The following is an 18,175-nucleotide window of genomic DNA, read 5'->3' as shown; positions in this document are numbered from 1 at the left end:
GCGTTTGGAGTTGACGGCGATGATTCAAGTCGGCGTAGTAATGGGTAGCAACAGCGATTGGGATGTGATGCAACACGCAGCCAAGCAGCTCAAAGCTTTTGGCGTCGAGTTTGAATGCAAAGTCGTCTCGGCTCACCGCACCCCGGATTTGCTGTTTCAATATGCCGAAGAAGCGGCGGCGCGTGGCCTGACCTGCATTATTGCCGGTGCAGGCGGTGCAGCGCATTTGCCGGGCATGTTGGCCGCGAAAACGACCGTACCCGTACTGGGCGTACCGGTGCCATCCAAATATCTGCGTGGCGAAGATTCGCTGCTGTCGATTGTGCAAATGCCCAAAGGCATTCCGGTCGCCACTTTTGCGATTGGTGAAGCGGGCGCAGCCAACGCTGGCCTTTTTGCCGTGGCGATGCTGGCGGGTAGCAACCCGGCTCTGGCGCAACAATTGAACGATTTCCGCGAGACACAAAAACAAACCGTGCTCGCGATGGATTTGCCTGAAGTAGAATGACGCCAAGCACCGCTGCCGACACCCTCCGCCCTTGCTGGTATTACATACTGGTCAAGGGCTGTTTATTTTGGGGGCTCACCTGCTCACTGCTGCTGGCCGCCCTGTGGCACTACAGCGGCACCTACCCTTTACTTGAAGGGGTATTGGCTGCAAACCCAATGGCAGCAATGGCTGGCGGGGTATACGGCTTTGGGCAATGGGGCTTTGCACGGCATCAGGCATTTAAAGCAAGACTGCAATTTAAGGAAGACGATGATGAGCAACACTAAACCCATCTTGCCACCCGCGATGTTGGGCATTCTGGGCGGTGGCCAGCTTGGCCGCATGTTCGCAGCCGCAGCCAAAAACATGGGCTATGGCGTGACCGTACTCGACCCGGACAATCACGCACCCGCGGCTGATTTTGCCGATGTGCATTTGTGCAAATCATTCACCGACCCGGAAGCCTTGCAATATATGGCCGAGCACTGTGCGGCCATTACCACCGAATTTGAAAACGTTAACGCTGACTCGATGCGCTGGCTGGCCGCGCAAGGCATTCCGGTTTCACCGTCGGGCGATTGTGTGGCGATTGCGCAAGACCGCATTGCCGAGAAAACCTTTATCCGCGATGCTGGCCTGGATGTCGCGCCGTTTGTCGCAGTGAAAACAGCAGGCGATCTGGATGGCGATTTGGCCGCCTACCTGCCCGGCATTTTGAAAACCGCGCGGCTGGGCTACGACGGCAAAGGCCAGGTTCGCGTGAAAACCGCTGAAGAAGCGCGCTTTGCGCACGCCGAAATGAAGCACCAGCCCTGTGTGCTGGAAAAAATGATGCCGCTGGTATCCGAAGTCTCGGTGATTGTCACGCGCACGCGTGCGGGCGAAGTGGTGAGCTTTCCCGTGGCCGAGAACGAGCACGTGAATGGCATTCTGGATGTGTCGATTGTGCCAGCCCGCATTTCAGCGGAGGTGACCGAACGCGCACGCGCAATGGCGATGCAGCTGGCGGAAAAACTCGATTACATCGGCGTGATGGCGGTGGAGTTTTTTGTGCTCGAAGACGACGCGCTGGTGATCAATGAAATGGCGCCGCGCCCGCATAATTCCGGCCACTACACGCTGGACGCCACGCTGACCAGCCAGTTCGAGCAGCAAGTGCGCGCCATGTGTGGCCTGTATCCGGGCAAGCCTGATCTGCTCAAACCAGCGGTAATGGTCAATCTGCTCGGCGATGTGTGGGGCGAGGATGGCAGCGAGCCACGCTGGGAAGTGCTAATGACCGCACCGAATACCAAATTGCACCTGTACGGCAAAAAGCAGGCGCGTCCGGGGCGCAAAATGGGCCACTACAATGTGCTGGCCGACACCGCGCAAGACGCGCTGGAGCAAGCCAACGCGATTAAAGAAACACTGTAAATGGACCTCGCGCGCTACTTGGCTGATTATCAAACCCAGCTTAGTAGCGCTGCAGACCCAATACGCGCCATGGGTATGGCTGCGTACATGAAGCACCACTTTGCTTTAATCGGCATACCTACCCCCAATCGCCGTAAAATGGTGGCTCATATCGAGCTGGCCGCCAAAAAAGAACTCAAATCCGCACAGCTTCTGGCGCTGGCCGCCCTGCTCTACAGCCAGAACGAGCGCGAATATCATTACTGCGCGCTGGATCTGCTGCATCGCTGCCATCGCCTATTGAGCGCCACCGATTGGCCACAGATTGAAGCACTGATCATCCAGCACAGCTGGTGGGATAGCGTCGATACACTGGCCGCCAAAATCGTCGGCCCGCTGGTCAAGCGCGAACCTGCGCTGCTGGCGAAAATGGACGAGCTGGTTCGCCACGACAATCTATGGCTACGCCGCACGGCGATTCTGTACCAGCTAGGCTGGAAGGCCGACACCGATCAGGCGCGGCTCTTTAACGCCTGCCTTGCCAATGCTGCCGACGCCGATTTTTTCATCCGCAAAGCCATCGGCTGGGCGCTTCGCCAATACGCCCGCACAGCACCAGCAGCCGTTGCCGATTTTGTCGCACTACACCGCGCGCAGCTCTCGCCCCTGTCGCAGCGCGAAGCGCTCAAACACTGCCAAGCCCAATGACGGCAACGCTGTCGTCATAAATGGCACACCCGCTAGGCGGCAGGCCGGACAAAGCGGATTATTTCACTTCGCTGACAGACATTCGGTTAAGATTTAGTTTTACCGCTTCGGCCCCTGCCAACCACCATGGCTGTACAAACCCGCTACCACTTGCGACGCGCCACACTGGACGATCTGAGCAGCGTCGTCGGCTGGCCGCAAACGCCCACCGAACTACGCTACCTGTTCCCGCGCGCCCAATGGCCAGCCGAGCCGCTCAAACTGCTGGAGCATCTGGCCAACCACGAAGAAGGCTTTGTGGTCTGCGATAGCGAACGCATTCTGGGCTACGCCAGCCTGTACAACCCCAAACCGCAAGGCCGGGCCTGGATCGGCCATTTAATCGTCAACCCGCGCGCGCGCCGCATGGGCGTGGCCCGCTATCTGGTCACCGCACTGACCACCATCGCGCAGGAACGCTATCGTGCCAAAGAAATGGCCACCATCTGCTTTGCCAATAATCAGGGCGCTTACGATTTTTACACCACGCTGGGCTTTCAGAACGAAGGCTGGGAAACCCGGATCGACCACCGCAGCGAGCCGCTGAAAGTATTCCGCCTGACCAAATCACTCCCGACGCCAACCTAATCCGCTCGGCTAAGCCGACGTAAGTGCATGCAGGCTGCGCCACATTCAGGCAAAATACCGCCTTAAATGTCCGTAGTGGGCCGCGCCCACGTTTTTGGAGCAACTATGACCGGCCTGACCACCACCAATCTGACCAGCCTGAAAAAAATCTACTCGGGCAAAGTGCGCGATCTGTACCAGATCGACGAAACCCGCATGCTGATGATCGCCACCGACCGCCTCTCGGCCTTCGACGTGATTCTGGCCGAGCCAATTCCAGAAAAAGGCAAAATCCTCACTGCAATCTCGAATTTCTGGTTCGACAAACTGAAAGACGTGGTGCCTAGCCACTTCACCGGCGATCAACCCGAAGACGTGGTCTCAGCCGAAGATCTGCCGCAAGTACAGGGTCGCGCCGTGGTGTGCAAACGCCTGAAGCCCGTTCCGGTTGAAGCCATTGTACGGGGGTATATCGCTGGTAGCGGCTGGAAAGAATACAAACAGAGTAATACCGTGTGTGGTATCCAGTTACCAACCGGCTTGCAAGAAGCTGACAAGCTACCAGAACCGATCTTCACGCCATCGACCAAAGCCGCCGTGGGTGATCATGACGAAAACATCAGCTACGCGCAGTGCGAAGAAATCCTCGGCGCAGAGCTGGCCGCCAAAGTACGCGACACCGCGATCCTGCTCTACAAAACCGCCAGCGAATACGCGGCCACGCGCGGCATTATCATTGGCGACACCAAATTTGAATTTGGCCTCGATGAAAACGGCGTGTTGTGCTTGATGGACGAAGCATTGACACCAGACAGCAGCCGCTTCTGGCCCGCTGATCAATACCAGCCCGGCACCAACCCGCCAAGCTACGATAAACAATTCGTACGCGACTGGCTGGAAACAACCGGCTGGGATAAAACGCCGCCAGCACCCGCATTGCCTGCTGAAGTGGCAGAGAAAACCGCAGCGAAATACCGCGAAGCATTAGAAAAATTGACGAAGTAAAAAATAAGCCGATGTTACTCACATCGGCTTATTTTTCATTTCAACTCTTACACTCCCTAAACCTATGCAGATGAAAGACGTAGCAAGTATTGAAGAAATATTTGAAATAAGAAAGCTAAATACCTCCAGCCTGTCAATTGGTGCTAGTGACAACATTAACTTTACGCACCGCCTTCCATTGATGCCAGAAGACTATTTAAGATTTGCCCACAGTGACCTCAAAGAAGGATCGGCAAGAGGGCTCATAAATGCATTAAGCAATGCAAAACGAAGCATTGATTCCATTATTGAGATTGCTCTCAAGAGCTTATCAATTGATCCACGAAATATACCCGCTCATGCTTTAGAGTTCTGTAACGATGTACTTCCTGAATGGGATAAAAACATTAACCCTACTAGTCTCCGCATTTTTTGCGCTCTTGGCTTTTCTCCTTCTTTACTTATAAAAGAAGTTAGATCACTAAGAAATAATATTGAGCACGATTATGAGATACCGTCAATAGATGAGACAATAAAGGCTGTAGAGATAGCTGAATTATTATTAAACACCTTACGCGCTAAAGAAATGTACAATTGCTGCATTGAGATATCAGACACCAACACTACAAGCAAAATTGAAGAAGGAAGAGCATCTGGAATTCGTTTTCGAGATAAGTACTCCCCACTTAAGAACACGGGAACATCTTTTGAATTAATAGCTTTCAATGAAAACAATCAGGGTTATTGCTATACATTCACAGGCAAAGAGCCTTTGTATTATTACTTCTTACGAGCCATGATTGTCGCAGATCTCGACAGAGAAAAGCTTAAAGAAACCATATTGAAAATTATACAAATAACACATTCAAAAAAACCTCCTAACACAATAAAAATTGCAGAATTCGACTATTAATAATCAATCCACATATTTAAAAGAGTGCACCATCATGATGCTCAAAAGCGAAATCACCGATCTGAACACCACCACCGGCGTGATGCGCACTTATGTGCACCGCCCTGCCGTTGACGGCCAATACCCGACGATTCTGTTTTATTCCGAGATTTTCCAGCAAACCGGCCCGATTGAGCGCGCGGCGAAAATCATCGCTGGCCACGGCTATAACGTGCTGGTGCCAGAAGTGTTCCATGAGCTGAACCCCATCGGCACGGTATTGGCGTATGACGATGCTGGCCGCGATAAAGGCAATGCCGACAAAATGGCCAAATCGGTCGAAGGCTACGACACCGATAACGCGGCGATGATTGCGTGGGCGAAACAGCAAAGCTGGCACAACGGCGATTTTGGCGCGATGGGTTTCTGCATTGGCGGCCATCTGGCCTTCCGCGCCGCGCTGCAGCCGGAAATCAAAGCCACCGCGTGTTTTTACGCGACCGATTTGCACACCAATGTGATCCCTAATTTACCGGGCCAGCACAGCATGGAACGCCTGGCCGACATCAATGGCGAGCTGCTGATGATCTGGGGCAAGCAGGACCCGCATATTCCAGCCGCAGGCCGCGCGCAGGTGTATCAGCAGCTGGTGGCGGCAGACAAAACCTTCACCTGGCACGAATTTAACGGCCCGCATGCGTTTATGCGTGATGAAGGCGACCGCTATGATCCGCAACTGGCACTGCTGGGCTACCAGCTCGCATTTGATCTATTCCGCCGCAATTTGAAGTAAGTGCCTGCGCCCCCCCGTTATGCAACGCTGAGCAGTATAACGGGGGCAATAATGCCACCAGCTCAAGCAAATAGCAGGGTATAGCTCTACAGACCAACATAGATGTACTCCACAACCAAATACCCTATATAGGCAATTTTCACCCTGCCACGATGGTAGTTCATCACTGAATTGCAACCCCCTTGCCCGTAAGCTTTAGCTATGCGAAAACACGGGGGTGAATATGCGCCGCTATTTATGCTGCTGCATCGCAGCCATGGGGCTAAGCCCGAATGGCTGGGCAGACAAGGTGCTAACCCAGCTCGATCATCGGCAGATCATCTGGCTAAAACCCAAAGAAACCATCACAGTAAAGCTGCCTACCGATCCCGGCAGCGGCTATTTGTGGTTTATGGAAAGCTCGGACAGCGCACTGACCACGCTGCATATGACGCAAGACTGGCGCTTTATTCCACGCCATAAAAACCAGCGCCAGCCGATAGGCGACAGCACCTGGCGATTTATTGCCCGGCAGGAGGGCGACGTGACTTTGCGCTTTATTTACCGCAAGCCCTGGCAAGGGCCCGAGATCGAGCCGCTGGATATTCGGGAATTCCGGCTGGTGGTGTCAGGGCAAGGCTAAATTTTCTGCCCGCGCCGCGCCGCCATCTTGCGGCCCAGTTGTTGCAGCTGTTCGGCATCCAGCAAGGCTTTGGCATAGGGATAAATTTCGTCTTCTTCGCGCGCAGCGTGCGCGGGGTAGCGGCTGGCAAATTGCGCTGCCAGCTCGGCGCTCAGCTCATTATCATTGCCCGCCACCAGCTCCAGCAGCGCGGCGCGCACCTGCTGCCACAATGCCCCCAGCTCGTCGTGCTCGGCCATAATCTCGGTAATCACCTGCGCCAGCTCGGGCGATGCCAGCGGCAGCATGGCCGGAAACAGGTCTTCGTCTTCATCCTGATGGTGCAAAGGCGCGGCCACATCGAAATAGCGCAAAATCGACTGCGCGCCTGCAATCGCCGCCGCATCGGCACCATGTTTCGCCACATGGCTCACCAGCGTTTCAGTCAAAGCCGCGTATTGCCGCACTCGATCATGACAGGCGATCAGCATGGCAATCGGCGTTTCAAATGTCACCGTTTCCGTAGCGAAAGGGTTCAGCATGGCGAAGCTCCAGGGCAAGACGGCCTTTCAAATTACGCTTTCAGGTTGGCTTTGCCAAGCGTATTACTGCGTTTTTGTGTTACCAAAGGCAAGCGCTTTGACTTCTGGCAAGTAACAGGAATTTACGCCTCCGCTGTGTGACGCAATGGCCGCACAGCGTGCGCAAATTACACAGGGCAGCTGATCAGATCTGCTCAACAATCGCATACAGCGCAGTGAGCAAACTACTACCCAGCTGCGTTGAACGCTCACCATTCCAGCCCACCTCGGGCAGCGGCCGATTGGCGGTGTCTTTGAACGGCATTTCCACCGTGTAGGCCAAGCAATCGAATTCATTGCCAACCCAGTTAGTGCCCAAAGTCAGCGTTTCGGGGCCGAATTTGCCGACCTCATAGCCATGTTCAACCTGGAAATCGGGACTGGCGAGCAGCCACGCCTTTTTGAATGCTTCCTGCAAATCATGCTGACGGCACGAGAATGATTCATTGCTCTCGCAACCGGCAACGAAATTATGCGGAATACTCTCGTCGCCATGAATATCAAAGAAAGCATCCACGCCAACCTGCTGCATTTTCTCGCGCACCCAATACACCTCAGGGCTGCGCTCCATACTTGGCGTTTGCCATTCACGGTTTAAGTTTGCACCCAGCGCATTGGTACGCAAATTACCGCGCACGCTGCCATCGGGGTTCATATTCGGCACGACGTAAAACACGCATTTTTCCAGCAGCGCCCGCGCGATGGCGTTTTGCGGATCGAGTAGCGTTTCCAGCAGACCTTCAACAAACCACTCGGCCATGCTCTCGCCCGGATGCTGACGCGCCGTGATCCAGACTTTCTTTTTATTAATGCCGTAATAGCCTTTTTGCACGCCGATGCGCAGCAGATCGAAATCATGCCCGTCCGGCGTCACGCCCAATTGTTCGAGCTTGACCCACGGCGCAGCAGTGATCGCGTTACCAATCAGCGTCTGATGGCGCTCCCAGCTATACGGCTCGAAATAGGCAAACCACATCACATCGGTATGCGGCGTGTGTTTGATCGTCAGCGTCTGGCCATCGTATTCAGTCTCGACACGGAACCAGTTTTCGCGATCATACGAAGCCACCGCCTGATAATCAGGCCAGCCATCGGGATAAGCGCTTTGCCCTGCGTTTTCGATCTTCAGCGTGCAATCCACATCGCGCGCACCGCTCAAACGAAAGTGAAACCACTGCGCAAAGTCGGACGCGTTATCGGGGCGCAGTTTCAGCCGGATATTGGCGGAGTCAGTCGCGTCGATGACGTCGATTGAGCCAGAATCGAAATGACTAGTAATTAGAATCACGTACACTCCATTTGCTTAAATTATTCGTTCAAACTTCATAAAATTGCATCGTATATACAAACTGTTGATGCAATAATTCGATGTATTTTCTCAGTCTTAAGCACAACTCATTTACATCCACTTCAACTTGCCAAGCACTACCACGTTGAATTCCTCTCAGAGATATTTTTCCACTCCAAAAATCCACATACTCCAACTCAAAACTCAATGCATGAATGATTTTATTGCATATTTCTCGAATAGGATCCTTATGCTCTGGATTAATTCCGACTAGACTAGCTGGCCTTAATTCACACGAAGAAATTGAAAGCGTAGACCTTTTAAAACTAGAGTTCTGACCTGACATAGCTTCATCACAATCATAAATGATGTCCTGAGCTATCCGAGTGTGGGTTGCAATATCAATTAAAAGTCGTGAAACCTTATCTTCAAGCCAAAATCTGTAATCCATACTAAGCTGATTGATATTTCCATCATGATATTTTGAATTATTGACAGCAACAACTAATTTTTCCTTTGCAGAGGCAAGGCTAAATAAAATTAAAAGATCATCCTGAATTTTAAAAAAATCAATTACATGCTTTTTGTACATAATTATCCATTCAGAATTAACTTAACGGAGACCAATCGGTAACAGGCTTGAATTCATCATCATCCTCACTTTTGACAAAGCGCTCGAACACGCTACCCACCGGCGAAGCGAGTAGCGGAATGATGTGGCTGTCGTAATTTGCAATCACATTCACATCAAATTCGCTGTGATTTTTCGGGTTGTTTAAGTATTTTTGATCTTCAGTACCCGAAAAAAAGCGCCAGCCGCTGTCGCCGTCTTTTTGTGGTTTTTCGCGGTACATCAGGCCGACCGGATAGCCTTCGATGGTGATTTCATCGCTGGCGATGCAGCTGCCGTGCCCAAGGGCGACTTTTTTGATAATGCGCTCGTCGAGCAGAAATTCTTTCATAGGGTATATCTCGCTAAATTAATCAGGTATTGCCCTAAGGAGCAATACCCAGCAATGTATCTCGTGTATGTAAAGTCATCGCCAAGGCGGCGCGGGTTTTGACGTGGCTCATGATCGGGCTTTCCAGCTCACCAGCGCGCAGCAGCTCGCAGAAATGCGCGGTTTCGTAATTGAGCCCCGAACCGATTGGCGCAATCGCCAATTCTTCGCGCTCGCCCACCGCATTGACCAGCGTGGCTTTGGCCGGATTCCACCATTTATCGTGGATGATCACATAACCCGCGCTACCGCCGATCAAGGCCTCGCCACTACCAGCAATGTCAAGCCCGCAGTAGAGCTGACTAATGCCGCGCTCGTGCTGAACATTCAGGCTCGCAAAAGTATCAACGCCGCTCACACCGATTCGCCCCAAGGTTTGAATTTCTCCGGCAGCGCCCAGCCAATCAACGGCGAGAAACGATGAGTAAATGCCAATATCGAGCAGCCCGCCACCCGCTTGTGCCGGATCAAGTACGGCGTGGCCTTCAGGCACATTAGGATTTGCGAAGCCAGCGCGCACGAAGCGTACATCACCGATTGCACCTATCCCGATGCGCTCGCGTATCAGCTGATAGAGCGGGAAAAACGGCGGCTTCATCGCCTCCATATACAGCCGCCCGGTTTCGCGTGCAACAGCGGTCACGGCGTCAAAATCGGCCAAGGTAGTCGCGGCGGGCTTTTCACACAGCACCGCTTTGCCCGCTTTGAGCGCAGCGATGCTGAGTGCTGCGTGGCTGGGATGCGGGGTGGCGATATAGACGGCATCAATGTCGCTGGCGAGCAGATCGTCGATTTCGTCAAAGACGGTGGGAATATGGTGCACCGCTGCAAACTGCCGCGCCTTGGCACCGCCACGGCTATACACCGCCACCACCGAGGCATCGGGGACGTGGGCGAGGCCTGCAAAGAAGCGTTGGGCGATGCTGCCAGTACCGATGATGCCAAAACGAATCATGTTTAACCTCTGGGTATATCCCTGCAAAACAGACATCGTATTAACTACAGAGCAATACACCAACTAGGTATTGCCATTACTTGTGAGCATGGCGATCCAGTGGGTACGCGGCCGACACATTTTGCGTTTAATAAAAACCTTGTGGCGGCCTAAGCCACCCTACGCCTGACTAAACTGCACCAGCGCTAGGCTACCAAACAGATTCGGCAAAAAATCCACCGTTTCGCCCTGATGCAGCACGACCTGTTTATCCACTTTCATGCCCATCTTGCCGAGCAAACGATCAAAATCATGTACGGTGCAGAAGTGAATATTCGGCGTGTTGTACCACTCGTATGGAATCGTCTCGGACACCGGCATGCGGCCAATCAGGATTTGCCAGCGGTTTTCCCAGAAGCCAAAGTTCGGGAAAGTGACAATGCCGACTTTGCCGACGCGCAGCATTTCCTGCAGGATCAGCTCGATATTGTGCATGGCCTGAATGGTGAGCGAGAGCACGACATAATCAAAACTGCCATCTTCAAAGCTTTGCAAGCCGCTTTCCATATCAGCCTGAATCACATTCAGGCCTTTTTCGACGCAGCTCACAATCGACATGACATCAACATCGACGCCGATACCGCGCACGGCTTTATTGGCTTGCAGCCACGCAAGCAATTCGCCGTCGGCGCAGCCCAGATCGAGCACGCGCGAGCCGGGTTTGATCTGGTCCGAAATTTGTTTTAAGTCGGCGCGAAGCGCGTGTTTCAAATCGGGGCGGAGAGTGTTGTGATTAGCCATTACGCGATCTCCTTCGCCACATTATTCAGATAAGCCCGCATCACCGCCATATACGGCGCGTCTTCCATCAGGAAAGCATCGTGGCCGTGTTGCGATTCGATTTCGGCGTACGACACGGTGCGATCGGCATCAAGCAAGGCTTTGACAATCTCGCGCGAACGCGACGGCGCGAAGCGCCAATCGGAGGTAAACGAAACGACGAGGAATTTCGCCTGCGCCTGACGCATCGCCTCGGCCAAACTACCGCCGTAATGACGAGCCGGGTCAAAATAATCGAGCGCCTTGGTCATCAGCAAATAAGTATTGGCGTCGAACATCGTCGAAAACTTATCGCCCTGATAGCGCAGGTAGGATTCGATTTCGAACTCGACTTCATAGCCGTATTTATACTCGCCGCTGCGCAGCATGCGGCCAAACTTCTCGCCCATGCCGTCGTCGGATAAATAAGTAATATGCCCCAACATCCGCGCTAAACGCAGGCCGCGACGTGGCACGACGCCATGTTGGTAAAAATCGCCACCGTGAAATTCGGGGTCGGTAATAATCGCCTGACGCGCGACGTCGTTAAATGCGATATTCTGCGCAGTCAGTTTTGGCGCCGACGCAATCACCAAAGCATGTCGAACTCGCTCGGGATACGTGATCGACCAGCGCAAAGCCTGCATGCCCCCCAGGCTGCCGCCAATAATCGCGGCGAACTGTTTAATCCCCAAGCGATCGGCCAAGCGCGCCTGAGTTTCGACCCAATCGCGCACCAGCACCACCGGGAAAGCCGAGCCATACGGCGCGCCGGTTTCCGGATTGGTGCTCGACGGCCCCGTCGAGCCATGACAGCCACCCAGATTATTGAGGCCAATGACGAAGAATTTGTTGGTATCAATCGGCTTGCCAGGACCCACCATATTGTCCCACCAGCCCGCGGCTTTATCGCTCTCGGCATGCTTGCCGGCGATGTGATGGTGGCCCGATAAGGCATGGCAGATCAGGATGGCGTTGGATTTATCGGCGTTAAGTTCGCCATAGGTTTCCACCATCAGCTCGTAGCGCGGCAACACTGCGCCGGAGGAAAGCGTGATGGGCTCGTTAAATTCGATTTTTTGCGGAATTACAATTCCGACACTGTCATTAGACATACTTGGCCCTTGGCAAAGCTTGTTTATAGGGATTTAACTTAATACTTCGCCCTGCAATACACGATGATAAAGCTCAAGATAGCGCGCAACACAGCGCTCTATCGGAAAGGTATCGGCCGCAAACTGCCGACACCGCACCCGATCCAGGTGCGGGACATTTTCGGCTGCCTGGGCAAAATCGGCATCGCTCTGGCACAGCTGACCTGAAACACCATTCACAATCAGCTCGGGCATGGAACCACGCGGGCTGGCCAGCACCGGTGTGCCGCAGAGCATTGATTCTACAACTGCGAGGCCAAAAGGCTCATCCCATTCAATTGGAAAAACCATAAACGCGGCCTGCTGCAGCAAAGCCAGCTTTCGCACACCACCCACTTCGCCATGAAAATGGATTTTCGGTGACAGGCTATCGAGCAAGCCCCCGGCCTTGATTAAATCGAGCCGACGCCCACCAGCAACATCAAGCTGCCAACCTGATTGCCGCGCCATTTTCAATGTACGGGCAATCCCTTTGCTTTTGCGTTTGACCTTGGAGAAAAACAAGGCCTGACGTTGCGCGATGGCATTAAACGGGTATTCATCCACCGGCAAACCATTATGCACAAAAGTGCGCCGCCCATGACGGCGAGCATGATCGGCACTGATGCACACCCAGTTGGGCAATGGAAATGACTCATTCAATTGCATATTGCCATGTAAAGTGGCCACAGCGGGCAAACCTTCGCCTGCGCCGTACCAGCCATGCAGATGAACCAGGTCATATTGCCCCTGGTGCTGCAATAAAATCTGGCGCGCCTGAGCCTGCGTATTGGCTGGCCAGTGCGTAACACCAGGCAGCGCCGAACTTGATGGCGCAACGAGGATCAGCTGATGGCCTAGGCGTAACAGTAGCTGTGCCATCCAGACCACCATCCGCTCGGTGCCACCATATTTGGCAACCGGCACAGGCTGATCAACGACAAGGACAATACGCAATACGGATGAAGAACGCATTTACGCCACCGAATCGCTCGTGTCCTGCTGCCCGGACAGGTGCCAGAACACAGCCAGCATCAGAAAGTAAAACACAGCCGTAATATGGTGGGCGTACATGGGTTGGGTCAGATTGAAAACCAGCATCATGCCGACCATCGCACCGCCCGAACATGCAGCTGCCCTAGCCGCCCCCTGCCGCTCAATGGCTCGCCGCATAAACAGATAGGCGCTACCGAGCATTGACAGCAGCAAAGCCGCCAGCCCCAGCGCCCCATTATTGGCAAGTGTTTCCAGATATTGATTATGGGCATGCCCAAACTGAGCCAGATAGGCAGGAGCCTGCTTTTGCTCGACCCGCTCCGCTAGGTAAGCAGAAAAGCGGCCGCTGCCCAACCCTAGCAGTGGCTTTTCCTGAAAAGCCTGCCAGGCTTGTTGCCATAGCATCAGCCTGATCCCTGACGATGTATTGGCATCTCCCTGCTCATAGCGGCTCATGTCGGCCTTGAATTCGGTAATGCGGATTGTTTGCTGCATCCAGCCCGAGCTGGCCACCCCAAACATCCCCAGTAGCAAGAAGGCCAGAGCTGCAATCAACTTTTTCACATTCCAGCGCACCATAAATAGGGGCAAGGCAAACGCCACCACCATAAACCCCAGCATGGCACCACGGGTACCGGATAAAAACAGCGTTAATCCGGCACACACTACGCCCAATACCCAGCAGAATCGCGGCAATTGATTGCGCCAGATCAGCAGCACCATCGCATAAACGGCCATGATTTGTGCAAACGGGATCGGGTTGGTCATTCCCCCGGGCCGCCCCTGATCATCACCACAATAAAAAGCCTGATTAGCCTGCCCAGCTAAAAATAGAACGTCAGACACGCAATACTGCAGCTGATATAAAGCCAGCCCCAGCCCCCAAACTGCCCCTACCACCATCCCGGCCATCATATATCGCGGCTTGATAGTCTGCTCTCGCCAAAACAGCAGCAAAATCACGCAAATCAATGCGCGCAAGGCGTAATCAACCCCACCCCATTCACCGCGGTGAAACAGCAGATCCAGCAATAAATAAGCGGGGTAAATCAGTATCAGCGCAATGAATAAAATATCCTGTTTACTCAGCCCTGAAAGGCGGCAACGGCCCTTGATCAAGGCAAGCAAAATCAGGCTCGCGGCAATCACACCGTAGGATTTTGGCACCGTGACCAGCACGGCAGGGAACAGGAACATCAGACAATGAATCAACCCGATGTTCCAGCTAGAAGGCTTAATCTGCATTTATCGCACCAATATGAAATGTTTCTTGGTGAGATCGTAACCAGCCAATGCTTCGATTTTCATTAAGAGCCGATGCCTGCGTTCACGTTTGGAAAGTGTGTAATGCGGATCGGGCTGAAAAGCAGGCTCGGCCATCTCGCGCAACCACTGCTGGGCAATCTGCGGGTGGGTTCCTTCAAATCGCTGCAGGATGGCGGCGTCGATTTGCGAGTAATCGTGCGCTTTGGGCGCGTGGCTCCAGTATTTGGCGACCTGACGGTTTTTTTCCTGCATTTTGGCAGCCGAGCGCACATGGCCGTAATGATAGATCGGGCAGCCCGCCAAAGCGGCGCGCGGATAGCGGCCCTTTTTGTTTTTATCCATCACCACCCAGAACAGGCCATCGGGCGCCCAGGAGCGGATGGTATTGCGGATAATCCTTGGCGCTTGCCGATACCAGGCCGGGCTTTTGGCCACCAGATCGGGGCAGCCGTAAAAATGGTGGTAATCAAAGGCAATGGCTTCGACTTCGGGGTTGTTCAGGTGTTTTTCCAGCACGGCGCGGATTTTGGGCGCGTCGTCTTCGTGGATCGCCTCGTCGCCTTCCAGATAAAACGCCCAATCGCCGGTGCAATTGAACTGCGCAATCATCTTTTGCTGCGCGTAAACATAGCCGCGCTGCGCCATGCCTTCGTTCCAGACCGTTTCGATGATGCGGATGCGCGGATCATTAATCGCCCGCACCTGCGCCAGCGTGTCGTCTTCACTCTGCCCGACGGCCACAACGACTTCATCGCAGACCATCAGCAAGCTTTTTAAACTCTCGATATACGGGTAGCCCAGCATCGTGCCATTACGCAGAAATGTAAAACCACTGACTTTCATCCAGACTCCGAATTGCTTGCATGAGTAAGCTCAAAACGCGATTATATCAGCCCGATTCCATCCTTAGAGATTTCCATGCCGACACTGGGCGTTGCGATTATCAGCAAAAATGCGGCCGCGCATCTGGCTTCGTGCCTCGCTGCCGTCAGCTGGGCAGACCAGATTGTTGTGCTCGATTCGGGCAGTAGCGATGAGACGGAAAGCCTCGCCCGTGCGGCGGGCGTTCGCTTTGAGCAAACCAGCGACTGGCCAGGCTTTGGCATCCAGAAAAACCGGGCGATCGCCCTACTGGACACCGACTGGGTGCTGGCGCTCGATACCGATGAAATTGTCAGCCCAGAGCTGGCACAAGCGATTCGTCACGCCATCGCCGAGCCGCAAGCGGATGTCTATCGGCTGGAACGCCGCTCGGCTTTTTGCGGGCAATGGGTTGCGCACAGCGGCTGGAATAATGACTGGGTGGCGCGGCTATTCAAACGCGGCGCGGCGCATTATTCGGATGATCTGGTACACGAACGCCTCGTCCACAGCGCAGCGGCGCAGCCGCTGACGGGCAAGCTATTGCATTACTCGTATGACGATTTTGAAACCGTGCTGAACAAAATCAACAGCTATTCCAGCGCGGGCGCGGCGCAGCGTTTTGCCAAGGGTAAGCAGGCCAGTTTGGGCATGGCCATCCTGCGCGGACTATGGGCTTTTTGGCGCACCTACCTGCTCAAGCGCGGCTTTCTGGATGGCCGGGCTGGCTTTCTGATTGCGCTGATGAATGCCGAAACCACTTTCTACCGCTTTGTAAAGCTAGAGCAACTAGGCAGGGTATCTGCCCACAGCAAAGAGCAATAAAGCGCTACAGACATATACCCATCAGGATTCGGGCATATTCAGATTTGGTATGGATCATGCGTAGGGGGGGTTAGGCCGCCACAATCTTGCCTAAAACTACAAAGGGTTTTCGGCCGTAACCCACCATCACGCTACTCTTATTAATACCGCGTCCCGGTGGGTTACGGCATAAAACCGCCTAACCCACCCTACGAATACCGCTTTTCATCGTCAAATCACAATATCCGGCCATATCAACACAGAATCTGCACATGCCTCAGGATTCAATACTGAATTGCACTGCATGCATTTGTGCATACATACCCTGCTTGGCCAGCAGCGCTGCGTGCGTGCCCTGCTCGACAATCCGGCCGCTTTGCATCACCACGATTAGATCGGCTTTTTCAATCGTTGAGAGTCGATGCGCAATCACCAAGGTCGTGCGGCCTTGCATTAGAAACTCCAGCGCTTCCTGCACTTTGCGCTCCGATTCGGTATCAAGCGCGCTGGTGGCTTCGTCCAGAATCAACACCGGGGCATCTTTGTAAATCGCCCGTGCAATCGCCAGACGCTGGCGCTGGCCACCGGATAGCCGCCCGCCATTTTCGCCCAGCAGCTCGTCAAAACCATTCGGCATTTTGTCGATAAACTCGCTCGCGTGTGCCGCTTGTGCAGCGGCGCGTACGCGATCCATATCGACCTCTGCGCTGCCGTAGGCAATATTTGCCGTCACCGTGTCATTGAACAGCACCATGTCCTGCGCAACCAGTGCAATATGCGAGCGCAAATTGCCCAGTTGATAATCGGCCAGCGGTACACCATCGAGCGTAATCTGCCCTTCACTGGCGTCGTAAAAACGCGGTAGCAGATTGGCCAGCGTGGTTTTACCGCTGCCCGACTGCCCAACCAGCGCAATGGTTTGCCCCGGCGAAATGTGCAACGACACACCATCCAGCGCCGGTTTATGATCGGGCTGATAGCTGAACTTCAGCGCATTAAGCTCAATCTCGCCGCGAACCCGCTGGACACGATGCTGGCCGTGATCAGGCTCTTCGTGCTCATCGAGCAAGGCAAAAATCGACTCGGCAGCCGCCAAACCGCGATGCAGCCGCTCGTTGATTTTGGTCAGATTGCGCACCGGCCCCTGGATCGCCACCATGGCGGCGATAAACGACAGGAAGGAACCGGCGCTCAGCTGCCCGGCTTGCGCCTGCAGGCTGGCAAAATATAGCACCACCGACACGGTCATGCCGATCAGCAGCACGATGGTGCCCGAGTTGATCGCCACCATCAGGCCCTGCTTGATGCCCAGACTCATCACGCGATTATTCACGTCGGCAAAACGGCGCACCTCGGCATTCTGCCCGCCAAACACCTTGACAATGCGCTGCCCGGACAGCGATTCATCCAGCCGCGAATTCATTTCGCCCATTTTGTCCTGCGTTTCGCGCGCCAGTCGGCGCTGGCGCTTGGCCACCACGCGTATACTCAGCGCCACCACCGGCAGCAACACCAGACAGAACAGCGTTAAACGCCAGCTCGAATAAAACATCACCGCCAGAAAACCGATCACGGCGACGCCATCGCGCACCAAGCCGGTGAGCGTTGACGTTCCCGCCTCCATCACCTGCGTGACATCGTAAGTCACCCGCGAGAGCAACACGCCGGTGGACGACTGGTCAAAATAGCGCGTCGGCAGGCGCATCAATTTGCCGTAGATTTTTTCGCGAAAATCGCGCATCACACGCGAAGCCAGCCAGGCATTGCCGTAATCATTGCCGAAATTACCGATAAAACGCAGCACGGCCAGACCAAATAATTGCGCTGGCACAATCCACGCCGCCTGTTTCACCAGGCTATCGGCACTGCTCAGATTATTGTCGACCAGGGGTTTGAGCAGCAGCGTGAGCAGAGCCTCAGCCGCCGAGGCCAGCGCCATACAGATGATGGTTGCGATAATCACCCACAGATAGGGGCGAAAATGTGTCAGCAGACGGCGATAAAGGACGCGGGTATTCATGGA

21 protein-coding genes are annotated in these 18,175 nt (G+C 54.1%); 10 read left to right on the top strand and 11 right to left on the bottom strand.

What is annotated here, in order from left to right; translation table 11 throughout:
- Window positions 1–19: 19 nt before the first annotated feature.
- The 9 genes from purE (at window position 20) to ABHF33_RS10090 (ending at window position 6,490) form a co-directional block, all read left to right on the top strand.
- Complete coding sequence (gene purE / locus ABHF33_RS10130) at window positions 20–508, top strand: 5-(carboxyamino)imidazole ribonucleotide mutase (RefSeq protein ID WP_348943854.1); 489 nt, start codon at window positions 20–22, stop codon at window positions 506–508.
- Window positions 505–777 carry a hypothetical protein gene (locus ABHF33_RS10125; protein ID WP_348943853.1) on the top strand — a complete coding sequence of 91 codons (273 nt, stop codon included), beginning with the start codon at window positions 505–507 and terminating at the stop codon, window positions 775–777. Before purE ends, ABHF33_RS10125 begins: the two co-directional genes overlap by 4 nt.
- Window positions 761–1,906: a 5-(carboxyamino)imidazole ribonucleotide synthase gene (locus ABHF33_RS10120; protein WP_348943852.1), complete on the top strand. Its 1,146-nt coding sequence runs from the start codon at window positions 761–763 to the stop codon at window positions 1,904–1,906. Before ABHF33_RS10125 ends, ABHF33_RS10120 begins: the two co-directional genes overlap by 17 nt.
- On the top strand, window positions 1,907–2,593 hold the full coding sequence (locus tag ABHF33_RS10115) for a DNA alkylation repair protein (RefSeq protein WP_348943851.1): 687 nt from the start codon (window positions 1,907–1,909) through the stop codon (window positions 2,591–2,593). It begins immediately after the preceding gene.
- 126 nt (window positions 2,594–2,719) lie between these two features.
- Window positions 2,720–3,220: a GNAT family N-acetyltransferase gene (locus ABHF33_RS10110; protein ID WP_348943850.1), complete on the top strand. Its 501-nt coding sequence runs from the start codon at window positions 2,720–2,722 to the stop codon at window positions 3,218–3,220.
- A gap of 105 nt (window positions 3,221–3,325) precedes the next feature.
- Window positions 3,326–4,204 carry a phosphoribosylaminoimidazolesuccinocarboxamide synthase gene (locus ABHF33_RS10105; RefSeq protein ID WP_348943849.1) on the top strand — a complete coding sequence of 293 codons (879 nt, stop codon included), beginning with the start codon at window positions 3,326–3,328 and terminating at the stop codon, window positions 4,202–4,204.
- A 70-nt stretch (window positions 4,205–4,274) separates the two neighbouring features.
- The gene (locus tag ABHF33_RS10100; protein ID WP_348943848.1) at window positions 4,275–5,096 is read left to right on the top strand and encodes a hypothetical protein; all 822 of its coding nucleotides are present in this window, start codon (window positions 4,275–4,277) and stop codon (window positions 5,094–5,096) included.
- A gap of 34 nt (window positions 5,097–5,130) precedes the next feature.
- Window positions 5,131–5,868: a dienelactone hydrolase family protein gene (locus ABHF33_RS10095; protein ID WP_348943847.1), complete on the top strand. Its 738-nt coding sequence runs from the start codon at window positions 5,131–5,133 to the stop codon at window positions 5,866–5,868.
- Between the two features lie 223 nt (window positions 5,869–6,091).
- The gene (locus ABHF33_RS10090) at window positions 6,092–6,490 is read left to right on the top strand and encodes a protease inhibitor I42 family protein (RefSeq protein ID WP_348943846.1); all 399 of its coding nucleotides are present in this window, start codon (window positions 6,092–6,094) and stop codon (window positions 6,488–6,490) included.
- On the opposite strand, the gene ABHF33_RS10085 is transcribed toward ABHF33_RS10090, so the two are convergent.
- The 10 genes from ABHF33_RS10085 to ABHF33_RS10040 form a co-directional block, all read right to left on the bottom strand.
- Window positions 6,487–7,011 (bottom strand): hemerythrin domain-containing protein, encoded by a 525-nt coding sequence (locus tag ABHF33_RS10085; RefSeq protein ID WP_348943845.1) that lies wholly within the window; start codon window positions 7,009–7,011, stop codon window positions 6,487–6,489. The genes ABHF33_RS10090 and ABHF33_RS10085 overlap by 4 nt on opposite strands.
- Before the next feature lie 184 nt (window positions 7,012–7,195).
- Window positions 7,196–8,338, bottom strand: coding sequence for a M14 family metallopeptidase (locus ABHF33_RS10080; RefSeq protein ID WP_348943844.1), 1,143 nt, complete (start codon window positions 8,336–8,338; stop codon window positions 7,196–7,198).
- Window positions 8,339–8,366: 28 nt separating this feature from the next.
- A complete protein-coding gene (locus ABHF33_RS10075) occupies window positions 8,367–8,930 on the bottom strand; it encodes a hypothetical protein (RefSeq protein ID WP_348943843.1) in 564 nt (187 codons plus the stop codon).
- 16 nt (window positions 8,931–8,946) lie between these two features.
- Window positions 8,947–9,300, bottom strand: a complete 354-nt coding sequence (locus ABHF33_RS10070) for a DUF2185 domain-containing protein (protein ID WP_348943842.1) — start codon at window positions 9,298–9,300, stop codon at window positions 8,947–8,949.
- 34 nt (window positions 9,301–9,334) lie between these two features.
- Window positions 9,335–10,294 carry a Gfo/Idh/MocA family protein gene (locus tag ABHF33_RS10065; RefSeq protein WP_348943841.1) on the bottom strand — a complete coding sequence of 320 codons (960 nt, stop codon included), beginning with the start codon at window positions 10,292–10,294 and terminating at the stop codon, window positions 9,335–9,337.
- Between the two features lie 159 nt (window positions 10,295–10,453).
- A complete protein-coding gene (gene metW / locus ABHF33_RS10060; protein ID WP_348943840.1) occupies window positions 10,454–11,074 on the bottom strand; it encodes a methionine biosynthesis protein MetW in 621 nt (206 codons plus the stop codon).
- Window positions 11,074–12,207 (bottom strand): homoserine O-succinyltransferase MetX, encoded by a 1,134-nt coding sequence (metX, locus tag ABHF33_RS10055; protein ID WP_348943839.1) that lies wholly within the window; start codon window positions 12,205–12,207, stop codon window positions 11,074–11,076. The genes metW and metX overlap by 1 nt, the downstream gene beginning before the upstream one ends.
- 33 nt (window positions 12,208–12,240) lie before the next feature.
- The gene (locus ABHF33_RS10050; RefSeq protein ID WP_348943838.1) at window positions 12,241–13,200 is read right to left on the bottom strand and encodes a glycosyltransferase; all 960 of its coding nucleotides are present in this window, start codon (window positions 13,198–13,200) and stop codon (window positions 12,241–12,243) included.
- Entirely contained in the window at window positions 13,201–14,466 is a 1,266-nt protein-coding gene (locus ABHF33_RS10045; protein ID WP_348943837.1) for an O-antigen ligase family protein, read from the bottom strand.
- Window positions 14,467–15,330: a hypothetical protein gene (locus ABHF33_RS10040; RefSeq protein WP_348943836.1), complete on the bottom strand. Its 864-nt coding sequence runs from the start codon at window positions 15,328–15,330 to the stop codon at window positions 14,467–14,469.
- A gap of 75 nt (window positions 15,331–15,405) precedes the next feature.
- On the opposite strand from ABHF33_RS10040, the gene ABHF33_RS10035 reads away from it, so the two are divergent.
- Complete coding sequence (locus ABHF33_RS10035) at window positions 15,406–16,173, top strand: glycosyltransferase family 2 protein (protein WP_348943835.1); 768 nt, start codon at window positions 15,406–15,408, stop codon at window positions 16,171–16,173.
- Window positions 16,174–16,429: 256 nt separating this feature from the next.
- Here the strand turns inward: ABHF33_RS10035 and msbA are convergent, their stop codons facing one another.
- Complete coding sequence (gene msbA, locus ABHF33_RS10030; RefSeq protein WP_348943834.1) at window positions 16,430–18,172, bottom strand: lipid A export permease/ATP-binding protein MsbA; 1,743 nt, start codon at window positions 18,170–18,172, stop codon at window positions 16,430–16,432.
- Window positions 18,173–18,175 lie beyond the last annotated feature (3 nt).

This window comes from Chitinibacter sp. FCG-7, from assembly GCF_040047665.1.
GTDB classification, from domain to species: Bacteria; Pseudomonadota; Gammaproteobacteria; order Burkholderiales; family Chitinibacteraceae; genus Chitinibacter; species Chitinibacter mangrovi.
The sequence above is the reverse complement of the archived record's forward strand: the minus strand, read 5'-3'. Positions and strand labels throughout refer to the sequence as shown.

Excerpts from the sequence above, each read along its gene's own strand:
- ABHF33_RS10120 (WP_348943852.1), top strand. The coding sequence starts at position 761 with ATGATGAGCAACACTAAACCCATCTTGCCACCCGCGATGTTGGGCATT.
- ABHF33_RS10105 (WP_348943849.1), top strand. The coding sequence starts at position 3,326 with ATGACCGGCCTGACCACCACCAATCTGACCAGCCTGAAAAAAATCTAC.
- ABHF33_RS10050 (WP_348943838.1), bottom strand. The coding sequence starts at position 13,200 with ATGCGTTCTTCATCCGTATTGCGTATTGTCCTTGTCGTTGATCAGCCT.
- msbA (WP_348943834.1), bottom strand. The coding sequence starts at position 18,172 with ATGAATACCCGCGTCCTTTATCGCCGTCTGCTGACACATTTTCGCCCC.
- ABHF33_RS10100 (WP_348943848.1), top strand. The coding sequence starts at position 4,275 with ATGAAAGACGTAGCAAGTATTGAAGAAATATTTGAAATAAGAAAGCTA.
- ABHF33_RS10110 (WP_348943850.1), top strand. The coding sequence starts at position 2,720 with ATGGCTGTACAAACCCGCTACCACTTGCGACGCGCCACACTGGACGAT.
- ABHF33_RS10065 (WP_348943841.1), bottom strand. The coding sequence starts at position 10,294 with ATGATTCGTTTTGGCATCATCGGTACTGGCAGCATCGCCCAACGCTTC.
- metX (WP_348943839.1), bottom strand. The coding sequence starts at position 12,207 with ATGTCTAATGACAGTGTCGGAATTGTAATTCCGCAAAAAATCGAATTT.
- purE (WP_348943854.1), top strand. The coding sequence starts at position 20 with ATGATTCAAGTCGGCGTAGTAATGGGTAGCAACAGCGATTGGGATGTG.
- ABHF33_RS10125 (WP_348943853.1), top strand. The coding sequence starts at position 505 with ATGACGCCAAGCACCGCTGCCGACACCCTCCGCCCTTGCTGGTATTAC.
- metW (WP_348943840.1), bottom strand. The coding sequence starts at position 11,074 with ATGGCTAATCACAACACTCTCCGCCCCGATTTGAAACACGCGCTTCGC.
- ABHF33_RS10075 (WP_348943843.1), bottom strand. The coding sequence starts at position 8,930 with ATGTACAAAAAGCATGTAATTGATTTTTTTAAAATTCAGGATGATCTT.
- ABHF33_RS10035 (WP_348943835.1), top strand. The coding sequence starts at position 15,406 with ATGCCGACACTGGGCGTTGCGATTATCAGCAAAAATGCGGCCGCGCAT.
- ABHF33_RS10085 (WP_348943845.1), bottom strand. The coding sequence starts at position 7,011 with ATGCTGAACCCTTTCGCTACGGAAACGGTGACATTTGAAACGCCGATT.
- ABHF33_RS10045 (WP_348943837.1), bottom strand. The coding sequence starts at position 14,466 with ATGCAGATTAAGCCTTCTAGCTGGAACATCGGGTTGATTCATTGTCTG.
- ABHF33_RS10090 (WP_348943846.1), top strand. The coding sequence starts at position 6,092 with ATGCGCCGCTATTTATGCTGCTGCATCGCAGCCATGGGGCTAAGCCCG.
- ABHF33_RS10040 (WP_348943836.1), bottom strand. The coding sequence starts at position 15,330 with ATGAAAGTCAGTGGTTTTACATTTCTGCGTAATGGCACGATGCTGGGC.
- ABHF33_RS10095 (WP_348943847.1), top strand. The coding sequence starts at position 5,131 with ATGATGCTCAAAAGCGAAATCACCGATCTGAACACCACCACCGGCGTG.
- ABHF33_RS10070 (WP_348943842.1), bottom strand. The coding sequence starts at position 9,300 with ATGAAAGAATTTCTGCTCGACGAGCGCATTATCAAAAAAGTCGCCCTT.
- ABHF33_RS10115 (WP_348943851.1), top strand. The coding sequence starts at position 1,907 with ATGGACCTCGCGCGCTACTTGGCTGATTATCAAACCCAGCTTAGTAGC.